21 protein-coding genes are annotated in these 17,742 nt (G+C 61.8%); 8 read left to right on the top strand and 13 right to left on the bottom strand.

The features are described 5' to 3' along the window. Positions 1–19: 19 nt before the first annotated feature. Positions 20–1,141 (bottom strand): sigma-70 family RNA polymerase sigma factor, encoded by a 1,122-nt coding sequence (locus ACIQYU_RS05780; protein WP_207831639.1) that lies wholly within the window; start codon positions 1,139–1,141, stop codon positions 20–22. Positions 1,142–1,276: 135 nt separating this feature from the next. On the opposite strand from ACIQYU_RS05780, the gene ACIQYU_RS05775 reads away from it, so the two are divergent. Then, positions 1,277–1,759: an LEA type 2 family protein gene (locus ACIQYU_RS05775; RefSeq protein WP_207831640.1), complete on the top strand. Its 483-nt coding sequence runs from the start codon at positions 1,277–1,279 to the stop codon at positions 1,757–1,759. 18 nt (positions 1,760–1,777) lie between these two features. On the opposite strand, the gene ACIQYU_RS05770 is transcribed toward ACIQYU_RS05775, so the two are convergent. Next, entirely contained in the window at positions 1,778–2,041 is a 264-nt protein-coding gene (locus ACIQYU_RS05770; protein ID WP_025338356.1) for a hypothetical protein, read from the bottom strand. Between the two features lie 129 nt (positions 2,042–2,170). Between ACIQYU_RS05770 and ACIQYU_RS05765 the strand changes: the two genes are divergently transcribed. Further along, entirely contained in the window at positions 2,171–2,491 is a 321-nt protein-coding gene (locus ACIQYU_RS05765; protein ID WP_207831642.1) for a YqjD family protein, read from the top strand. A 22-nt stretch (positions 2,492–2,513) separates the two neighbouring features. On the opposite strand, the gene ACIQYU_RS05760 is transcribed toward ACIQYU_RS05765, so the two are convergent. Further along, complete coding sequence (locus ACIQYU_RS05760) at positions 2,514–3,131, bottom strand: tRNA-(ms[2]io[6]A)-hydroxylase (protein ID WP_402798497.1); 618 nt, start codon at positions 3,129–3,131, stop codon at positions 2,514–2,516. Positions 3,132–3,286: 155 nt separating this feature from the next. Here ACIQYU_RS05760 and ACIQYU_RS05755 point away from each other — a divergent pair, with 155 nt between their 5' ends. Further along, positions 3,287–4,150 carry a universal stress protein gene (locus ACIQYU_RS05755; RefSeq protein ID WP_284382739.1) on the top strand — a complete coding sequence of 288 codons (864 nt, stop codon included), beginning with the start codon at positions 3,287–3,289 and terminating at the stop codon, positions 4,148–4,150. A 130-nt stretch (positions 4,151–4,280) separates the two neighbouring features. On the opposite strand, the gene ACIQYU_RS05750 is transcribed toward ACIQYU_RS05755, so the two are convergent. From ACIQYU_RS05750 to ACIQYU_RS05710, 9 genes are all read right to left on the bottom strand, one after another. Beyond that, a complete protein-coding gene (locus ACIQYU_RS05750; RefSeq protein ID WP_233688185.1) occupies positions 4,281–4,484 on the bottom strand; it encodes a formate dehydrogenase subunit delta in 204 nt (67 codons plus the stop codon). Then, positions 4,481–7,363, bottom strand: coding sequence for a formate dehydrogenase subunit alpha (fdhF, locus tag ACIQYU_RS05745; protein WP_233688184.1), 2,883 nt, complete (start codon positions 7,361–7,363; stop codon positions 4,481–4,483). Before fdhF ends, ACIQYU_RS05750 begins: the two co-directional genes overlap by 4 nt. Then, entirely contained in the window at positions 7,360–8,928 is a 1,569-nt protein-coding gene (locus ACIQYU_RS05740) for an NADH-ubiquinone oxidoreductase-F iron-sulfur binding region domain-containing protein (protein WP_333957965.1), read from the bottom strand. The genes fdhF and ACIQYU_RS05740 overlap by 4 nt, the downstream gene beginning before the upstream one ends. After that, complete coding sequence (locus ACIQYU_RS05735) at positions 8,922–9,404, bottom strand: formate dehydrogenase subunit gamma (RefSeq protein ID WP_015269625.1); 483 nt, start codon at positions 9,402–9,404, stop codon at positions 8,922–8,924. The genes ACIQYU_RS05740 and ACIQYU_RS05735 overlap by 7 nt, the downstream gene beginning before the upstream one ends. Positions 9,405–9,868: 464 nt before the next feature. Then, positions 9,869–10,444 (bottom strand): hypothetical protein, encoded by a 576-nt coding sequence (locus tag ACIQYU_RS05730; RefSeq protein WP_207831649.1) that lies wholly within the window; start codon positions 10,442–10,444, stop codon positions 9,869–9,871. A 117-nt stretch (positions 10,445–10,561) separates the two neighbouring features. Further along, entirely contained in the window at positions 10,562–10,849 is a 288-nt protein-coding gene (locus ACIQYU_RS05725; protein ID WP_207831651.1) for a DUF3077 domain-containing protein, read from the bottom strand. Positions 10,850–10,952: 103 nt separating this feature from the next. Further along, entirely contained in the window at positions 10,953–11,108 is a 156-nt protein-coding gene (locus ACIQYU_RS05720; RefSeq protein ID WP_241106455.1) for a hypothetical protein, read from the bottom strand. A 413-nt stretch (positions 11,109–11,521) separates the two neighbouring features. Beyond that, positions 11,522–12,154, bottom strand: coding sequence for a hypothetical protein (locus ACIQYU_RS05715; RefSeq protein ID WP_063914083.1), 633 nt, complete (start codon positions 12,152–12,154; stop codon positions 11,522–11,524). An 11-nt stretch (positions 12,155–12,165) separates the two neighbouring features. Next, positions 12,166–12,456 (bottom strand): hypothetical protein, encoded by a 291-nt coding sequence (locus tag ACIQYU_RS05710; protein WP_063913930.1) that lies wholly within the window; start codon positions 12,454–12,456, stop codon positions 12,166–12,168. A gap of 288 nt (positions 12,457–12,744) precedes the next feature. Between ACIQYU_RS05710 and ACIQYU_RS05705 the strand changes: the two genes are divergently transcribed. The 5 genes from ACIQYU_RS05705 to ACIQYU_RS05685 all read left to right on the top strand — a co-directional run bounded on the left by ACIQYU_RS05705 (position 12,745) and on the right by ACIQYU_RS05685 (position 16,402). Further along, positions 12,745–13,305: a nucleotidyltransferase family protein gene (locus tag ACIQYU_RS05705; RefSeq protein WP_063913929.1), complete on the top strand. Its 561-nt coding sequence runs from the start codon at positions 12,745–12,747 to the stop codon at positions 13,303–13,305. Positions 13,306–13,412: 107 nt separating this feature from the next. After that, complete coding sequence (locus ACIQYU_RS05700; RefSeq protein ID WP_402798492.1) at positions 13,413–14,489, top strand: NAD(P)/FAD-dependent oxidoreductase; 1,077 nt, start codon at positions 13,413–13,415, stop codon at positions 14,487–14,489. A 110-nt stretch (positions 14,490–14,599) separates the two neighbouring features. Continuing rightward, positions 14,600–15,106, top strand: a complete 507-nt coding sequence (locus ACIQYU_RS05695; RefSeq protein WP_082888368.1) for a GNAT family N-acetyltransferase — start codon at positions 14,600–14,602, stop codon at positions 15,104–15,106. A gap of 346 nt (positions 15,107–15,452) precedes the next feature. Next, positions 15,453–16,046, top strand: coding sequence for a GNAT family N-acetyltransferase (locus ACIQYU_RS05690; RefSeq protein ID WP_402798489.1), 594 nt, complete (start codon positions 15,453–15,455; stop codon positions 16,044–16,046). Continuing rightward, the gene (locus ACIQYU_RS05685) at positions 16,043–16,402 is read left to right on the top strand and encodes a cupin domain-containing protein (RefSeq protein WP_019472176.1); all 360 of its coding nucleotides are present in this window, start codon (positions 16,043–16,045) and stop codon (positions 16,400–16,402) included. Before ACIQYU_RS05690 ends, ACIQYU_RS05685 begins: the two co-directional genes overlap by 4 nt. A gap of 214 nt (positions 16,403–16,616) precedes the next feature. Here the strand turns inward: ACIQYU_RS05685 and ACIQYU_RS05680 are convergent, their stop codons facing one another. Continuing rightward, complete coding sequence (locus tag ACIQYU_RS05680) at positions 16,617–17,477, bottom strand: OST-HTH/LOTUS domain-containing protein (protein ID WP_333957967.1); 861 nt, start codon at positions 17,475–17,477, stop codon at positions 16,617–16,619. Positions 17,478–17,742 lie beyond the last annotated feature (265 nt).

Here is a 17,742-nt window from a genome sequence, read left to right as displayed (position 1 = left end):
AGGGGCCGACACAGGCGAGTCAATGAACCACGGCCAGCCACGGCAGGTAGGTCACCTTCAGCCCATAGCGCTGTTCAAGTGTCTGCAACAGGGCCTCCGGCTCATCGAGGTCGAACACCCCGCTCACCTCCATCGCCGCGAGCTTGCTGTCCGACAGCACAATGCGCCCATGCCGGTAACGCTCAAGCTCCGCCAGCACCTGCCCCAGCGGCTTGCCGTTGAAGATCAGCTTGCCGCGCTGCCAGGCCATCTGCGTGCCGGCATCGGCCGCTACTGCCAGTTCATGCTCGCCAACCTTGGCCTCACCCTGTGCCAATACCACGCGGCCATCGCGACGCACGCTGAAGGTGGCCGCACGCCCCTGCACCCGCTCACCGGCCGTATCGACCACAAAGGGCCGTGAATCATCGGTGGTCTCGAACAAGGCCTCGCCAGACGCCAGCACCACCCGCCGCTCACGGTCGCTGAACACCACGCTCAGGGCACTGGCGCTGTTCAGCGTCACCCGTGTGCCATCGGCCAGGGTCACCACCTGCCGCTCCCCCACCCCGGTGCGGTAATCCGCCAGCAGCACCGGCGCCTGCTGCCAACCCGCCACACCAACGGCCAACACCAGCGCAGCAGCCACCCCCGCCTGTTTGAGCCAGCCTCGGCAATGGCGCAGGGCCTGGCCGATGTATTTCGCCACCATGCTTTCGGAAACCCCCAGGCGTTGCGCGATCTGCGCCTGGGTCAGGCCTTCGACGCGGTTGAGCAACAGCGCCTGGCGGGCATTGTCGGGCAGTTGCAGCAGCGCCTGGTCGAGAATCTGCAGACGCTCCCGGGCCAGCAACGCCGCCTCGGGTGCCGGCGCCGGGCAGGCCACCTCACCTGCCCGCTCGCAATCGTCGTGGCTGGCGGCAATGCGCTGCTCGCGGCGCAAGGCATCGATCGCCAGGTTGCCGGCCACGCGGAAGATGAAACTGCGCGCGTGCAGCACCGGCACTGCCTGCTGGTCGATGTTCACCAGCTTCAGGTAGGTTTCCTGCGCGACGTCGGCAGCACGCTGGCGGTCGCTCATGCGCCGGGTCAGGAACTGCAGCAGGTCGTCGTAGTGCTCCTGGAAACTCGCCAGCAGGCCCGACACGGGTGAGGTCAGCATGGGTTTGGGAACAGCCAGTAGGAAAGTTTATCGGGCGTTAATGAGAAACAGTATCTTTCATATGGAGGGAGACTTTCAACGCCGACGCGCATTTGCCACACTGCCCATTCGCCCACTCTGGCAAGGTCGCAACCCATGGCTGCCCGTCTGCAACGCTACGCCCGCCTGTTCCTGGTCCTGCTGATGGCCTACGGCCTGGGGGCCTGCGCGCTGTTCCAGGCACGCGACCCGGTCAATATCAGCGTGATCGGTATCGAGCCGCTACCCGGCCAGGAGCTGGAACTGCGCATGGCGGTGAAGATGCGGGTGCAAAACCCCAACGAGGCGCCCATCGACTACAACGGCATCGCCCTGAACCTGGAAGTGAACGGCCAGCCGCTGGCTGCCGGGGTCAGCGACCAGCAGGGGCACATTGGCCGTTATGGCGAAGCAGTGATCGTGGTGCCGGTGAGCATCACGGCGTTTTCCTTCCTGCGCCAGGCCTATGGGCTGGGCCATGTGGATTCGCTGCAGGGCCTGCCCTATGTACTGCGCGGCAAGCTGGCCGGCGGGCTGCTGGGGACCGTGCGCTTCACCGACGAGGGCAGGCTGGACCTGCCCAAAGGCGCCTCCTGGTAAGCGCCCGGCGGGGTGTGATCAACGGTTGGCGCTGGCCGCGGCCATCAGCTTGTTGACTTCGCTGCGCACCATGTTGGCGTATTCGGGCGGCGACATGCCATCCAGTTCGGCGCGCACCCACTCGGCCCATTTGCCTTTGCGCCGTGGCTTTTCGGCGATCAACCGCGCCGCTTCGCCCTTGGCCTTGCCCAGGTTGTTCTGCCACAGCTCGAACAGCCGGGCCTTCTCTGCCTCGATCTGCGCCCGTTCCTCGAAGCTCATGTTGGCCAGATTGAAACTCATGAAGGTACCTGCAGATTTGAAAATGGCCGCTATCTTACACCCAGGTACAGCAACAGCCCAAAGCCGCCGCAACTTTCCCGACGCGCCGGCATCCATTGTTCAAACCACACCTTCGACGAGGACGAGTTCATGGCCCGGAAAAACGCCACGCTGGCCGACAGCGATCAGATCAAGGACCAGGTATTCAGCGAACTGCAGGCGCTGATCGAAGAATCGGAAAAGCTGCTGAACGACAGTGCCGCCCTGGTGGGTGACGAGGCCGAAACCCTGCGCGCGCAGGTAAGCCTCAAGCTACGCCAGGCGCGCCATGCCGCCAGCAAGGTACGCAGCAGGGCGCAACCGGTGGTGGAGGCTACCCAGGACTACATCGGTGGCCACCCGTGGCAGACCGTGGCCATTTCCGCGGGCCTCGGCCTGGTAGCCGGCCTGCTGCTGGGCCGTCGTCACTGACGCCAGGGCCGCCTGGTGCGAATCAGGCGGCCTGTGCCAGCGGGATACCGCTGTGGAAGCGCAGCTCCTGGTCCGGTGACTGGATCAGCTCCACCTCCGCTGCGCGCACCAGCTCCACCCGGCGGGCAATGTCTGCCTCATCGCCGTAGTTGTGCGCCAGTTTCAGGTAACCCTGGTAATGGCGCGCTTCGCTCTTCAGCAGGCCGTGGTAGAAGCGGCCCAGTTCCTCATCCAGGTGCGACACCAACGCGGCAAAGCGCTCGCAGCTGCGCGCCTCGATAAATGCCCCCACCACCAGCGTATCCACCAGCTTGACCGGCTCGTGGGCGCGCACCAGGCGCCGCAGCCCAGACGCATAACGCCCCGCCGACACCGGGCGCAGCGGCACGCCACGGCGCTTCATCAGGCGCAGCACCTGCTCGTGGTGCACCAGCTCCTCGCGGGCCAGGCGCGACATCATGTTGATCAGATCAAGGTGGGTGTTGTACTTGGCGATCAGGCTCAGGGCGGTGCTGGCAGCCTTGAATTCGCAGTTCTTGTGGTCGATCAGCAGGGTTTCCTGGTCGGCGAGCGCCGCTTCGATCCAGGCATCTGGCGTCGGGCAACCAAGAAAGGCGTCGATTTCGGGGATCAGGGACATGAGCGTGCAACCACATTGAACCAGGCAGGGCCGGCGATTATACCGGCGGCGGCGGGCGGCGCCAGTGACTATGCTTGATGTACATCAAGCGCCAGCGGGGGAAGCGCCGACTATAGTCAGGCATTGGTCGCCACCTTTGAAGGGAGCTAACGCCCATGCAAGCCGTCCGCAGCATCCTCGTCGTTCTCGACCCCGAGCACGCCCACAGCCGGGCACTGACCCGGGCCAAGCTGATCGCCGGCCTCACCGGCGCGCGCCTGCACCTGCTGATGTGCGACAGAAGGCATGACCACAGCGCGCTGCTGAGCCTGCTGAGCAGCCAGTTGCATGATGACGGGTACGACAACGTCACCCATGAAGAGGCCTGGCGCGACAACCTGCACGACACCATCATCTACGTGCAGCAGGCCGAGGGCTGCGAGCTGGTGATCAAGGAGCACCGCCCGGACAACCCGCTGAAAAAGGCCCTGCTCACCCCAAGCGACTGGAAGCTGCTGCGCCAGTGCCCGTGTGCCGTGCTGATGGTCAAGAGCGAGCGGCCGTGGACCGGCGGCAAGATCCTGGCCGCGGTGGACGTAGGCAACCAGGACGAGGACCACCGCCGCCTGCATGCCAGCATCATCGACCATGGTTTCGAGATTGCCAAACTGGCCAAGGGCGAGCTGCACGTCATCAGCGCCCATCCCTCGCCGATGCTGTCGGCGTCGGACCCGGTGTACCAGTTGACCGAAACCATCGAGAAGCGTTACCGCGAGGCGTGCAAGGCATTCCAGGCCGAGTACGGCATCAGCGACGAGTGCCTGCATGTGGCCGAAGGGCCGGCTGATGTACTGATCCCGTATACCGAGCAGAAGCTCGATGCGGTGGTGACGGTGATCGGCACCGTGTGCCGTACGGGGATTTCCGGGGCGTTGATTGGCAATACCTCGGAAGTGGTGCTGGATTCGCTGGAAGGGGATGTGCTGGTGCTCAAGAGCGAGGAGGCAATTGCCCACCAGGCGGAATTGGCCCGCGGCTGAATTTGCGGACACAGGATTCCTTGAAATTGCAGGGCCTTGTGGGAGCGGGTTTACCCGCGAAGGCGGCGGTAAGTCCAACGACGCATTCGCGGGTAAACCCGCTCCCACAGGGATTTCTTACAAGAAACCTCTAAGCCAACGCCTCCCGCACCTTCGGGTCCAGGCCCTCCCCTGCATTGGCCTCGGCCCATTGCGCCAGCTGCCGGCGCATTGCCGGCGTCCAGAAGCTCTGCAGATGCTGCCGTACCCCTTGCACCGCCAGCGCCCGGTCTGGCTCGCTGTCAAAGTAATGGGCAATCTGGTTGGCCATCTTGACCAGGTTCTCACTGCTCATCGGCGCACCTCGGTTTTCTCCGCAATACGGCGTTCCTTCAGCAAGCGCCGCTGCTCGTCACTGAAGTCCTGGTAGCGCTTCTGCCACTGCGAAGGCTGGAACACCTTCACTACCTCCACCGCCGTCACCTTGTACTCAGGGCAGTTGGTGGCCCAGTCGGAGTTGTCGGTGGTAATCACGTTCGCCCCCGATTCAGGGAAGTGGAACGTGGTGTACACCACCCCCGGCGCCACCCGCGTGCTGACTTTGGCGCGCAGCACGGTCTGCCCGGCACGGCTGCCGATGCCGACCCAGTCGCCATCCTGGATGCCACGGCTTTCGGCGTCGGTCGGGTGAATTTCCAGGCGGTCGGCGTCATGCCAGGCGACATTGGCGGTGCGCCGGGTCTGGGCGCCGACGTTGTACTGGCTGAGGATGCGCCCGGTGGTCAGCAGCAGCGGGTAGCGGGTGTTGACCTTCTCGTCGGTGGGCACGTAGCCGGTGAGCATGAAGCGCCCCTTGCCGCGCACGAACTGGTCGATGTGCATGGTCGGCGTGCCATCGGGCGCGGCGTCGTTGCACGGCCACTGCAGGCTGCCATGGCGGTCGATCTCGGCGTAGCTGACGCGGTGGAAGGTGGGCGTCAGGCGGGCGATTTCGTCCATGATCTCGGACGGGTGGCGGTAGTTCATCGGGTAGCCCAGGGCATTGGCCAGGGCCACGGTCGCCTCCCAGTCGGCCTTGCCGGCCAGCGGTTCCATGACCTTGCGCACCCGCGAAATGCGCCGCTCGGCATTGGTGAAAGTGCCGTCCTTCTCCAGGAACGAGCTGCCCGGCAGGAACACATGGGCGAACTTGGCCGTTTCGTTGAGGAAGATGTCCTGCACCACCACGCACTCCATGGCCAGCAGGGCCGCGGTGACGTGCTGGGTGTTGGGGTCGCTCTGGGCAATGTCCTCGCCTTGGCAGTACAGGGCCTTGAAGCTGCCGTCCAGCGCCGCCTCGAACATGTTGGGGATGCGCAGGCCCGGGTCGGGCTGCAGGGTCACGCCCCAGGCACGCTCGAACTCGGCGCGCACACCCTCGTTGGAAATGTGCCGGTAGCCGGGCAGTTCGTGGGGGAACGAGCCCATGTCGCACGAGCCCTGCACGTTGTTCTGCCCGCGCAGCGGGTTCACCCCTACCCCTTCACGGCCGATGTTGCCGGTAGCCATGGCCAGGTTGGCGATGCCCATCACCGCGGTACTGCCCTGGCTATGCTCGGTGACGCCCAGGCCGTAGTAGATGGCCGCGTTGCCGCCGGTTGCATACAGGCGGGCGGCGGCACGGATCTGCTCGGCAGGCACGCCGCAGACCGGGCCAAGCACTTCGGGGGCGTTTTCCGCCTGGCTGACGAAGTCGCGCCAGCGGGCGAAATCCTCGGTTTCGCAGCGGGCATCGATGAAACGCTGGGCCAGCAGGCCTTCAGTGACGATCACGTGGGCCAACGCATTGAGCATGGCCACGTTGGTGCCCGGGCGCAGTTGCAGGTGCAGCTCGGCGCGGGCATGCGGCGAATCGACCAGGTCGATGCGCCGGGGGTCGATCACGATCAGTCGCGCGCCCTGGCGCAGGCGGCGCTTGAGCTGCGAGCCGAATACCGGGTGGGCGTCAGTAGGGTTGGCGCCGATCACCAGCACCACGTCGGCCTGCATCACCGAGTCGAAGCTTTGCGTACCGGCCGACTCGCCCAGGGTCTGCTTCAGGCCATAGCCGGTAGGCGAATGGCATACCCGTGCGCAGGTGTCGACGTTGTTGTTACCGAACGCCGTGCGCACCAGTTTCTGCACCAGGTAGGCTTCTTCGTTGGTGCAGCGGCTGGAGGTGATGCCGCCGATGGAGTCGCGGCCGTACTTGAGCTGGATGCGGCGGAACTCGCTGGCGGCGTAGGTCACCGCCTCGTCCCAGCTGACTTCCTGCCACGGGTCTTCCAGGCGCTTGCGGATCATCGGCTTGGTGATGCGGTCCGGGTGGGTGGCGTAGCCCCAGGCAAAGCGGCCCTTGACGCAGGCGTGGCCGTGGTTGGCACCGCCGTTCTTGTCCGGGACCATGCGCACCAGCTGGTCGCCCTTCATTTCGGCGCGGAACGAGCAGCCGACGCCGCAATAGGCGCAGGTAGTGATGACCGCACGCTCGGGTTGGCCCAGTTGCACCAGGCTCTTTTCCGTCAGGGTCGCGGTCGGGCAGGCCTGCACGCAGGCGCCACACGACACGCACTCGGAAGCGAGGAAGTTTTCCCCCCCCGCCGCTGCCACCCGCGATTCGAAGCCGCGCCCGGTGATGGTCAGGGCGAAGGTGCCCTGGATGTCCTCGCAGGCCCGCACGCAGCGGCTGCAGACGATGCACTTGCTCGGCTCGTAGTCGAAATACGGGTTGGATACGTCCTTTTTCTCGGCCAGGTGGTTGGCGCCGTCGTAGCCGTAGCGCACCTCGCGCAGGCCCACCTGGCCGGCCACGGTCTGCAGCTCGCAGTTGCCGTTGGCCGAACAGGTCAGGCAGTCCAGCGGGTGGTCGGAGATGTACAGCTCCATCACGTTGCGGCGCAGGCCGGCCAGACGCGGCGTTTCGGTGTGCACCACCATGCCTTCGCTGACCGGGGTGGTGCAGGAGGCCGGGTAGCCGCGCATGCCTTCGATTTCCACCATGCACATGCGGCACGAGCCGAAAGCTTCGAGGCTGTCGGTGGCGCACAGTTTGGGGATGCTGGTGCCGAGCATGGCCGCGGCACGCATCACCGAGGTACCGGCGGGCACAGTGATGGCACGGCCATCGATGCTCAGGCTGACCTGTACCTCGCTGTCACGGGCCGGGGTGCCGAGGTCGCTGCTTTTATCAGAAGCGGGGTCGAAGAAATTGATCACTGTGCGGCCTCCGTGTGGGTCAGCCCGAAATCGGCAGGGAAGTACTTGAGGGCGCTGGCCACCGGGTAAGCGGTCATGCCGCCCATGGCACACAGCGAGCCGTATTGCATGGTGTCGCACAGGTCACGCAGCAACAGGGCCTGGTCATGCCGCTCGGTCATGTCGCTGGTGGCGATCAGCCGGTCGACCACTTCCATGCCCCGGGTCGAGCCGATGCGGCACGGGGTGCACTTGCCACAGGACTCTTCGGCACAGAACTGCAAGGCGAAGCGCGCCATGCTGGCCATGTTCAGGGTGTCGTCAGCCACCACCACACCACCATGGCCGAGCATCGCGCCCATGGCGGCGAAGGCTTCATAGTCCAGCGGCGTGTCGAAGTGGCTGGGCGGCACCCAGGCACCGAGCGGGCCACCGACCTGCGCGGCCTTCAACGGCCGGCCACTGGCCGTGCCGCCGCCATAGCCTTCCACCAGCTCGCGCAGGGTCAGGCCAAAGGCGCGTTCCACCAGGCCGCCCTGGCGGATGTTGCCGGCCAGCTGGAACGGCATGGTGCCCAGCGAGCGGCCCATGCCGAAGTCGCGATAGAACGCCGCGCCCTTGGCCATGATGATGGGGACCGAGGCCAGGGTAAGCACGTTGTGCACCAGCGTCGGCAGGCCGAACAGGCCCTGCAGCGCCGGTAGCGGAGGCTTGGCGCGGACGATGCCGCGCTTGCCTTCGATGGATTCGAGCAGTGCGGTTTCTTCGCCGCAGATATAGGCGCCGGCGCCGACCCGCACTTCCAGGTCGAAGGCCAGGCCGCTGCCGGCCACGTCGCTGCCGAGGTAGCCGGCGTCGCGGGCGATGGCGAAGGCCTGGTCGAGCGCGCGGATGGCGTCGGGGTATTCCGAGCGCACATAGATGTAGCCCTTGTCGGCCCCCACGGCGAGGCCGGCAATGATCATGCCCTCGATCAGCAGGAACGGGTCGCCTTCCATCAGCATGCGGTCGGCGAAGGTACCGGAGTCGCCCTCGTCGGCGTTGCACACCACGTACTTCTGCCCGGCCCCGGCGTCACGCACGGTGCGCCACTTGATGCCGGCCGGGAACGCCGCACCGCCGCGGCCGCGCAAGCCGGAATCGAGCACGGCGGCGACCACTTCGGCACCGTCCAGGGCCACGGCCGCTTCAAGGCCGGCAAAACCGCCATGGGCGCGGTAGTCGTCCAGCGACAATGGGCGGGTGATGCCGGCACGGGCGAACAGCAGGCGTTGCTGGGTCTTGAGGTAAGGGATGTCTTCGACCGGCCCCAGCGCCAGCGAGTGGCCTCCGGGTTCGCCGGGCTCACCGGTCAAGGCGTCGAGCAAGGACGGCACATCTTCCGGGGTGAGCGGGCCGAAACCCAGGCGCCCTTGCGCGCTGTCGCACTCCAGCAACGGCTCCAGCCAGTACAGCCCGCGGGAGCTGGTGCGCTGGATGTCCAGCGGCAGCTGGCGGCGCTCGGCCTCGCGCTGCAAGGCATCGGCGACCTGATCGGCACCCACGGCACGGGCTACCGAATCGCAGGGGATATACAGCTTCAGCATGCTGCGTCCTCCCGGCAAGCGTTGACCAGTGCGCGCAGGCGCTCAGGGGTAAGGCGCGCATGCACCTGGCCGTCCAGTTCCAGCGCTGGCGAGCAGGCACAGGCGCCCAGGCAGTACACCGGACGCAGGCTGATGGCACCGTCGGCGCTGGTGCCATGGTCGTCCAGCGCCAGCTGTTCGCGCAGTTGTGCGGCCAGTGCCTCGGCGCCCCGGCTCTGGCACGACTCGGCGCGGCACAGGCGCAAGGTGTGGCGCGCCGGTGGCGTGGTGCGGAAATCGTGGTAGAAGCTGATCACCCCACGCACCTCGGCCAGGCTGAGGTTCAAGGCATGGGCAATTTCGGCGACAGCGGCATCGGGGATGTAGCCGATGTCGTGCTGGATGGCATGCAGGATCGGCAACAGGGCGCCGGGGGTATCCTTGTCACGGGCCAGAATGCGGTGGATCACAGGCAGGTGGAGCAATTCATCAGGCATACAGCGGACCTCGGCATCACGGACCCTGCCTGAATTGTTGTGAGGGCAGGTATCCGGCGTGTTCTGCTGCGGCGCGCCGGCCACGTCACGGTTGCGTGGTGCCAGCGGCCTCCTTGCCTACGGCCGCACGTCTGCGCGCGCTGGTCCGAAGGCATCCTGCAAGCATGGCACTTGTGGCGTCGAGGGGTTGCGTGCGAACGACCAGGCGCATCCTGAAACCGACGCGGGCTGTTTCTGGCCTTATTCTGCTGCGCTGTCGCTTAGAGAACTGAATTCGCAAGCGGCCCGCGTAACCTGTGGGAGCGGCTTTAGCCGCGAAGAATCCAACGCGGTGCATGGCACCGGCTGCGCCGGTGTTCGCGGCTAAAGCCGCTCCCACAGGGTCCCTGCCAATTCAATGAGTTATGTGCAGTCCCATGAATGCATGGTATGCGCAAGGCTTCAAGGCTGCACGGCTTTGTCGATCAGTGCTTGCCTTCCACTGCCTTGGCCGTCTCGATCAGCTTGTCGAACTTGCGGTTCAGTTGAGCAGAGCGCTTGTCACTCTCGGCCCGCGCCTTGATGTTCTTCTCCGAGCTGGCCTTGTCGGCGATGGTCACCACCGTCCAGTCCCGGTCCTTGGACACCCAATACACCAGTTCGCCGTCCGCGGAAAACGCCTCGAGCCGGCCGCCGCTATTCGGCACAGGCTTGGCCTGCCTGGTCATCGGCAACAGTTGCTGGACCCGCGCCTCGTCGGTGCTGGCCAGCCGCACCTCCACCTGGCGAAGCTGGTCGGCCTCGTTGAACGATGCCTTCACTTGCGTGATGGCAATACCGCCCAGGTTGTAATTGCCCTTCGGGTCATTCCCCTGAAAGAACTCGGTAGGCACCTGGTAGTGATAGCCGGTGAAATGCTCAACCTCATCGAACTGCTGCTGCAGAATGGCAATGGCCTGGGGCTTGGGCATGCCCAGGGTGAACTGGCCGACTTCCAGCGCCGACCAGGCTTGCAGGGGGAAAAGCGCGCAGGCGAATGCCAGAGGTAGGGTCCGTTTCATCGGTCATCTTCCTTGAAATGAGCCTTGCAACCTAACCCCTGCATGCCAATCAGACAATACTGGCAGGGTGCCAAGCCCACCCTGCCAACACCAGGGGGCCAACATCGCCGCCCATGGCTATCGGTTCTTGCGCATACCCATGTGGGCGTCATCCATCAGCGCCTTGGCCATGTCGCAGAGAAAGTGCGAAGCCCAGACCAGCACCGGTTCGTTGTCCATCACCCCGATGAACGACGCTCGCCGAGAGCAGTCCATCAATACCGACGCTTGTTCGATGGCATGGTCGCAGCAGTTTCCCGGTTCTACGCGGAACAGTTTCTTGCCATCCAGCACACCATCCAGGAACGTGGCCGAACCTACGGTCAGGCCCAGTGTGCCGGTGTCGTCATCCATTTCCTTGTCCATCTGAAACCCTCTTGTGAATCTGCCGGCCAGTGCGATTTCCCGGTTGCAGTCGCTGGTAGGAAAACCGCACCACCCAGGCTCGCCAAATTTGAAAGTCAGCCCATCAATGCAATGTATGCACCGGCTGCCTGCCCCTGAGCTGCACCTGCGCAATCGCCGATTCCAGCAGCGTGCGCACAGCCTCCATTTCATGCACGACCGCCAGGGTCATGATCGATGGGTCGGTGGAGAAAGGTGGATCGGAAACGAGTTTCAGCATGACAGCCTCCAGACAATAACAAGTCGGACCGTCGCCAGATCACTTGCAGATGATAGGGTGGCGGCTACATGCGGGCCTGCAAGACCGGGCTTGGAGGTCGATTCCCGGCTGGCCCGAAGACCACCCGCACGCAGCCACCGTTGAACGAAGCCAACAGCAAACTGAGACCAAACCAAGCATCGGGCTTGCAGACCCGGTCGTTGAATTTGCAACGACAAGGCGAGACTAGGGGGCTCAGGTTTCCATCGCAATGGTGAAACGGCTTGAAAAGGATGATTCAGAAATGGACTACGAGGAAGGGGAAAAATCTGATTAGTTCTTGTAGGAACCGATATGAGTTTCTCTAAAAAGACTCAAGATCCGTGTGTGAAGCACAGCGCTTGGCGGTACGCTGTGCTTCTTTCAAATGCTCACTACAACGCCAACCGCGCCAGCCGCTGCAAAGCTCGAATCACCTCCTGATCCTGATTCTCCAGCACATCCGCCTGAATACGCGCGATCACAGCCTTCAGCAATTCGGTCTGGTTCATCGCTGTATGCTGCTGAAGCGCAAGCATGTCCTCCGCCATGTACGGATTGACCTTCATCGACAAGCGCCGAGTAGCATTGGAACGCGCAAGCCCGCGCTGCTCTCGCTGTTCATCCAGCGCCTGCAGGAACGTTTGATGCGCCGCATGCAACTGCCCACACTGCTGCGCCTGCACTAACTGTTGGAAATAGTGGGCAAGAAACAACTTGCGCAAATTTGCCCCCGCCTCATTACTGACCGCATGCATGGCGGCATCGAGTACATCCAGATAGACCGCCGGCAAACGCGCCTCGATCGACTTGAGCTGCTGCTTGCGCGCCTCGCGGATGGCCGGTGTGGATTGCGATGGAATGGCGACCACGCCATCACAACGGGCGCACACGCCCACCAGAATGTCCTTGGCCACCCCTTGGCCATCGCTAAACGGCACATCCCGGCGAGCATAGTGCGTGGGCACCACTGCCTGGCAATGCTCGCAAAGCGCTTTTCCTCTGTCGCCTTCGAAAAAGATCTTCATGATCTGGGTACTCACTGGTGAACGCTGATGAACCAGGTGTCTGGCTCGATGAAAAAGAACTTTATGTACCAACCATCCCGCTTGAGCACATGCACCTCGATGGCTGCGACGGCATGGTGAGGGGTGCTGACGTGATGAATACCCCTGCATGAGCGAACGACTTCGGCAACCTCGCCAGCTGACACTTCCCCTGTAGCCAACAGGTTCTTTACGTCGATATCCCTGCGTGAAACGTGTTGATACTCCCCTGACTCAAGCGCCGCTATCACCGCTTGCTGAGCCTCCCTGAAGCCGAATTTCATAGCTCATCCCTGTCAATACGAAAATCATCGTACAAAACCCGAATCAAATCTACCGTTTGCCGAGCCTGGGCGACCAGTGGCACCCCGGCCAGCTCAAGACAGCGATCCGGAACACGCATGAACCATGGTCCCATCGACCACAGAGCGGCGTGGAGCAATGTAACCAACGCTTTCATGGCCTTTTCCGACTGACCATTTGAGGGCAAAACCTGCTCTCATCGCCACATTACCGAGGCGCCATTCAGGTAAGCTCAGCCCAGCGCAATGCAACCACCAAGGACGGTACCCATGCATTCACTGACGAACGAACAGGTGCTGGCAATCATCCGCGAGAACCCGATAAACCGGGCATTGCTGGCAACCCTGCCAACGCTGGATATCCCACACTGCATGTTGACGGCAGGCGCGCTGTTCCAGACGTTCTGGAACCACCGCGCCGGGCTACCTGCCGAATGGGGCATCAAGGACTATGACGTCGCCTATTTCGACGCCGACTTGTCCTGGGAGGCAGAGGACCGTGTCATCGCCCGGGTTCATCAGGCGTGCGCGCACCTGGGCATCAACGTGGAAGTGCGCAATCAGGCCCGTGTTCACTTGTGGTACGAAGCGAAGTTCGGCGGCACCTATTCGCCATTGCGCAAGGTCACGGATGGCATCGACCGGTATCTGATCCGGTCGACCTGCCTGGGGGTCGATGTCGGCACTGGCGAGCTTTACAGCACGCATAGTCTGGACGACCTGCAGAACGACCTGCTCAGGATGAACGAGCTGAACCCACGGCCAGGCTTGTTCAGGGAGAAAGCTGCCAGCTACCAGGCACGTTGGCCGTGGCTTGCCTTGGTTGAGTGAACCTGCGCTTTTGACCTGTAGGGGCCGCTTTGCGGCCCCAAACTGCTTACCTGACAGGCATTCCCCCGCTACCTTACCATTGGCACATCGACAGAACGGAGGTTGGTATGACAACTGGGCAGGGCAAACGGGTCGTTGTCATTGGTGCAGGCATCGTGGGCGCATCACTGGCATATCACCTGGCCCGTAAAGGTGCGAATGTCACCGTGGTCGACGCTGAAAACATAGCGTCGGGCGTGACTGGCCGTTCATTCGCATGGATCAATACCTCATCCTCCGAATCGGACCCCATCGCGCAACTGCGCAGTGCTGCAATCGAGGCATACCGCCAACTCGAAACCGAGCTACCGGGCCTGACGGTGCGATGGACTGGCGCCTTGTCTTACAACGGGACGTCGAGTGGCGCGCCGTCGGCTGCAAGTACCCCGTCTGCGCCTGCCAGGGTCTCTCGATCACGGATTCTCGAGCTTGAGCCCAATCTCAAACACCCACCTGAGTCTGCTTCATATGCGCCAGCAGAGGGGGCGCTGGACCCCGTGACCGCTGTGCATGCGTTAATCGCAGGTGCCAGGGCCTATGGGGCGAAAGTGCTCACTCAAACGCCGGTGCTTGGTTTTGCAACCCAGCATGCAACGATAACCGGCGTAGAAACAACAACGGGCATCATCGATGCCGATGTTGTGGTAGTGGCAGCTGGGACAGGCATCACGAAGCTGACGGACAGGTTGGAAGTGTCACTTCCAATCGAGGCCTCACCTGCCATTCTCATCCGCTACAAGGCACAACCCAACCTTGTGCGCACAATCATCTCCGGCCCTGAAATGGAAGTAAGGCAAACTACGGATGGTGCGCTGGTGGCAGCAGAAGATTATCTGGACGACGCAGTGGAGAATCAGCCGGCAGCGATAGCGCTGCGCACGGCCAAGGCGATTCAGAACGAGCTCCATGGGGCTGCTTCGATAGAGCCGGAGTGCGCTTGTGTCGGGCTCAGGCCCATGCCTGCCGATGGTATTCCCATCATCGGTTATCTACCAACAGTGGGTGGCGTCTATGTGTGTGCAGTACACCCTGGCATTACGTTGGCGGCGATAGTGGGGCGTCTTGCCAGCGAGGAGATTATCGATGGCGAGGTTTCCAGCATTCTTGGTCCATGCCGGCCAGATCGATTTTTCCGGCAGGTGTGAAGCGACCATTCGGTGAGAGCTGCGGAGGTCATCCACTGTAATCCTTGGGTAGTCGAGCAGCAACTTGCATACTTATGTGATCGTTAGCGGGAAGGTGCAGGGAAGCCAAGATGGAACGGTCTTACACCACTTATTACTTGGAAATGATTTCAGCGTCCGAGCTGAAGGAAAAGCCACAGCGTCACGACCTCCAAATCATCGAATGTGAAGTGCCTCAGGCGGAATTTAATCGGTTCCTATACGAGCTTGTTGGCACGCCTTGGGAGTGGGGTGATCTTGATTCCTGGGGTCTTTCTGACTGGCAGGCACTCGTTGAACAGGATTGCCACCGTACTTGGGTTGCCTATCACCGTGGTGCGATAGCAGGCTATTACGAGCTTTATCGCCCCGATGGCTGTAACAGCGAAATCCGCTACTTTGGGCTGGCACCACAATTTGTGGGGTGTGGGTTCGGCGGAGCGCTATTAAGTCACGCTGTTCGATCCGCATGGGGGTGGCAAGGTACAGAGCGGGTTTGGGTACATACATGCACATTTGACCATCCTGCCGCGCTTCTAAACTATCAAGCGCGCGGATTCCGTATTTTTAAGCAGGAAGAGACGGAGCCAAGCCGGTGAGTGCCGGGGCCACAGCTGCTGGCTGCGAAAGGCAGCTCTCTCAGTAGCTGCCTTTCGTGAAATACGACCTCATACGGAGGCAACCCTGCTCTGATTCCAGCCATCCCACCATGGACGTACAGGTCGTCCCGCTTCTCGCCTCACCACCTCCGGCAACTGCACGATCGATTCCCCAGGCATGAGCCATTGGACGGCCACGTGCCTTTGAGCATGGGGTAGCGTCGCACGCTGTGCTGACGGTGTTCGCCCAGAGCATGATGGGAACCGTTGAACCCGCCTACCCTGCCACCCTGTCAAAGGCGTAATCCTTGAAAAACAACCATCCGATGCCATGGGAGCACTGTACATGCCTATCGACTTCAGACCCGCTCAAGCCTCGGACGCGCACGATATTGCACGCTTCTTTCAACTGACATCGGAGGGCATGGCCGATTACATATGGAGCAAGCTTGCCGCACCTGGAGAAGCATTGCTGAGTGTCGGTGCGTCTCGCTATGCCAGGGAACAGGGCGACTTTTCCTACAAGAACTGCCTGATGGCCACTTTCGAAGGGCGCGTCATCGGCATGATGCATAGCTATGTCTTGCGCGAGACCCCTGACAGGCCTGTCGAGACAGACCCGGTCCTCGCGCCTTATTCCGACATGGAAATACCCGACACCTTGTACATATCCAGCCTGGCCCTGGATGAGGCCTGGCGCAGCCAGGGGCTGGGCGCCCAGTTTCTTCGCCACGCCCAGCAGCGCGCTGAGGACTCTGGCCTGGATGGGCTATGCCTGATCGATTATGCAGAAAACCACGGTGCACGCCGCTTCTACGAACGTCACGGTTTTCAGATTGTTAAAACCTGCCAGATCGTTCCACACCCGATGCTGGGCGTAACCGGTGAAGCCTATTTGATGTATCGCCCTACCCACAACGTGCTCGAGAAACAACCATGAACAAGAAACTGACCGTGTTCCGCGAACTGGATATCCAACCGGTGCGCGACCTTCCCTTTTTTGAAGAAGTCGTGGAAGGCACCCCTCATACGCTGACGTCCAAGTACTATCACGATGAACAGCAAGGGCGCATTTCCGGAGAATGGGAAGCCAGCACCGGAGCTTGGCGCATCGACTACAAAGTCTGGGAGTTCTGCCATGTCCTGAGTGGGTGCTGCGTCATCGAGCTTGAAGGTTGCGCCCCCATCACACTGGCCGCTGGCGACACGTTCATTATCGAACCGGGCGCCAAGGGCAAATGGACCGTGCTGGAAGACATGAAAAAGAACTTCGTGATCCTCTTGCCCGCTAACTAGGCAAGGGGTCGCGTTTCATCGAGCGCAGTGCAAGGACAGTTTGCATGCTTGCCGGCTGGCGGCCTATACACTGTTCAGTGTCTGCTTCGGGTCGATAGCGGTCAGTCATGACCATCTGCTTTCGACCCTCGGCTTACCCTTGGCGGAGGGCAGCTAACGGTCAGAAGCAGTCCCTCAACGCGCTGACAAAAAGAGTGACGATCCAGCAGCCCATTCAACTGACCTTGCTGCGATACCAAACGGTCGTCCGTTCACTATCAGCGTGGGATTTTCGTATTTCAAACTGCCGTGATTCGTGCAGGACCTGATTCCAGCTATTGCACCTGTAGCGCTTGGGCGTCTGCTCTGGATTGGCATCACTCATCCAGCGGATCGCTGCTTCCAGTCGAGTCCAGCCACCTTCGGCAAGCTTGGCTTCTGCTTCACGTAAACAGGAGCAGATCCCGCTGTCAGGCCAATCGACCGAGCCGTCCTCCCGTATTCCGTCGAGCGCATTTTCAAATGTCGGGCTCTGTATAAACAACGCCAATTTAGCTCGTGCCTCAACCATGGTCTTGGCCCAACACTGCAAATTCAAACAATGCCGATTGATGGTCTGGTAGCTTTCCTCCAGATAACCATCGGCAGCCTGGCAGCCTGACGCTGACCAGAGATCGAAATGCTCAATGAAGTGGTGAACTAGCTTGTTACGCAGGTCGACCAACGCCTTGATAGCCACCTTCGTTGCCTCATAGTGCTCGACTGGCATTTCCAACTGGTTTCGATAGCTGAACCCGATCTGGTCACCAGCATCGGCTTCCGTCTGTGACTCTTCATTTTGGGGCGACTGGATCAGAAAGCTGTCGGTCAGCATCCCGACCAACATGCCCATGGTTTTTTTCTCGGTACATGCGACCTTCTGCTCACGGAGGGTATGCAGCCGATCCACAGGGCCGCTCAACTCAGCATGCGCGACCATGTCTTTCAGCAGCTGTTCGTATTGTTGCAGACGCAACAGACACCGTCCGAGCTTGCGCTGCACCACAGCTTGAAGGCCAGGTACATCATTTGCGGGCATAGTAGTGACTTCATCCATGATCAACGACTCACGCAAAAATGGCAGGGCTGGAGTAATTCACTGCAATGCGCTGCCCTGCAAGGAGGGTCTGCAATGCGAAAGACTGACGCATTTCAAGCGTGAGTATAGGTTGAGGATCTTTTTACCCGCATCGGTCGGCAGCTAGCCCAGGCGCTCAGGACAATTCAATGGCAATGAGCCTGTTCTGCTGGTGGCGTAACGGCCTGGATCAATACTCGGGTTGAAGCTATACCCTAAGAGTTCAGCTTGGCGATGGACCATA

Source organism: Pseudomonas sp. NPDC096925 (assembly GCF_044762545.1).
In the GTDB taxonomy this organism is placed as follows: domain Bacteria; phylum Pseudomonadota; class Gammaproteobacteria; order Pseudomonadales; family Pseudomonadaceae; genus Aquipseudomonas.
Note: the sequence above shows the minus strand (reverse complement) of the source record. Positions and strands in the feature narration are given on the sequence as shown.

What these genes read in the sequence shown, in the direction of transcription:
- ACIQYU_RS05780 (WP_207831639.1), bottom strand. Translation starts at nt 1,141, where the DNA reads ATGCTGACCTCACCCGTGTCGGGCCTGCTGGCGAGTTTCCAGGAGCAC.
- ACIQYU_RS05775 (WP_207831640.1), top strand. Translation starts at nt 1,277, where the DNA reads ATGGCTGCCCGTCTGCAACGCTACGCCCGCCTGTTCCTGGTCCTGCTG.
- ACIQYU_RS05770 (WP_025338356.1), bottom strand. Translation starts at nt 2,041, where the DNA reads ATGAGTTTCAATCTGGCCAACATGAGCTTCGAGGAACGGGCGCAGATC.
- ACIQYU_RS05765 (WP_207831642.1), top strand. Translation starts at nt 2,171, where the DNA reads ATGGCCCGGAAAAACGCCACGCTGGCCGACAGCGATCAGATCAAGGAC.
- ACIQYU_RS05760 (WP_402798497.1), bottom strand. Translation starts at nt 3,131, where the DNA reads ATGTCCCTGATCCCCGAAATCGACGCCTTTCTTGGTTGCCCGACGCCA.
- ACIQYU_RS05755 (WP_284382739.1), top strand. Translation starts at nt 3,287, where the DNA reads ATGCAAGCCGTCCGCAGCATCCTCGTCGTTCTCGACCCCGAGCACGCC.
- ACIQYU_RS05750 (WP_233688185.1), bottom strand. Translation starts at nt 4,484, where the DNA reads ATGAGCAGTGAGAACCTGGTCAAGATGGCCAACCAGATTGCCCATTAC.
- ACIQYU_RS05740 (WP_333957965.1), bottom strand. Translation starts at nt 8,928, where the DNA reads ATGCTGAAGCTGTATATCCCCTGCGATTCGGTAGCCCGTGCCGTGGGT.
- ACIQYU_RS05735 (WP_015269625.1), bottom strand. Translation starts at nt 9,404, where the DNA reads ATGCCTGATGAATTGCTCCACCTGCCTGTGATCCACCGCATTCTGGCC.
- ACIQYU_RS05730 (WP_207831649.1), bottom strand. Translation starts at nt 10,444, where the DNA reads ATGAAACGGACCCTACCTCTGGCATTCGCCTGCGCGCTTTTCCCCCTG.
- ACIQYU_RS05725 (WP_207831651.1), bottom strand. Translation starts at nt 10,849, where the DNA reads ATGGACAAGGAAATGGATGACGACACCGGCACACTGGGCCTGACCGTA.
- ACIQYU_RS05720 (WP_241106455.1), bottom strand. Translation starts at nt 11,108, where the DNA reads ATGCTGAAACTCGTTTCCGATCCACCTTTCTCCACCGACCCATCGATC.
- ACIQYU_RS05715 (WP_063914083.1), bottom strand. Translation starts at nt 12,154, where the DNA reads ATGAAGATCTTTTTCGAAGGCGACAGAGGAAAAGCGCTTTGCGAGCAT.
- ACIQYU_RS05710 (WP_063913930.1), bottom strand. Translation starts at nt 12,456, where the DNA reads ATGAAATTCGGCTTCAGGGAGGCTCAGCAAGCGGTGATAGCGGCGCTT.
- ACIQYU_RS05705 (WP_063913929.1), top strand. Translation starts at nt 12,745, where the DNA reads ATGCATTCACTGACGAACGAACAGGTGCTGGCAATCATCCGCGAGAAC.
- ACIQYU_RS05700 (WP_402798492.1), top strand. Translation starts at nt 13,413, where the DNA reads ATGACAACTGGGCAGGGCAAACGGGTCGTTGTCATTGGTGCAGGCATC.
- ACIQYU_RS05695 (WP_082888368.1), top strand. Translation starts at nt 14,600, where the DNA reads ATGGAACGGTCTTACACCACTTATTACTTGGAAATGATTTCAGCGTCC.
- ACIQYU_RS05690 (WP_402798489.1), top strand. Translation starts at nt 15,453, where the DNA reads ATGCCTATCGACTTCAGACCCGCTCAAGCCTCGGACGCGCACGATATT.
- ACIQYU_RS05685 (WP_019472176.1), top strand. Translation starts at nt 16,043, where the DNA reads ATGAACAAGAAACTGACCGTGTTCCGCGAACTGGATATCCAACCGGTG.
- ACIQYU_RS05680 (WP_333957967.1), bottom strand. Translation starts at nt 17,477, where the DNA reads ATGGATGAAGTCACTACTATGCCCGCAAATGATGTACCTGGCCTTCAA.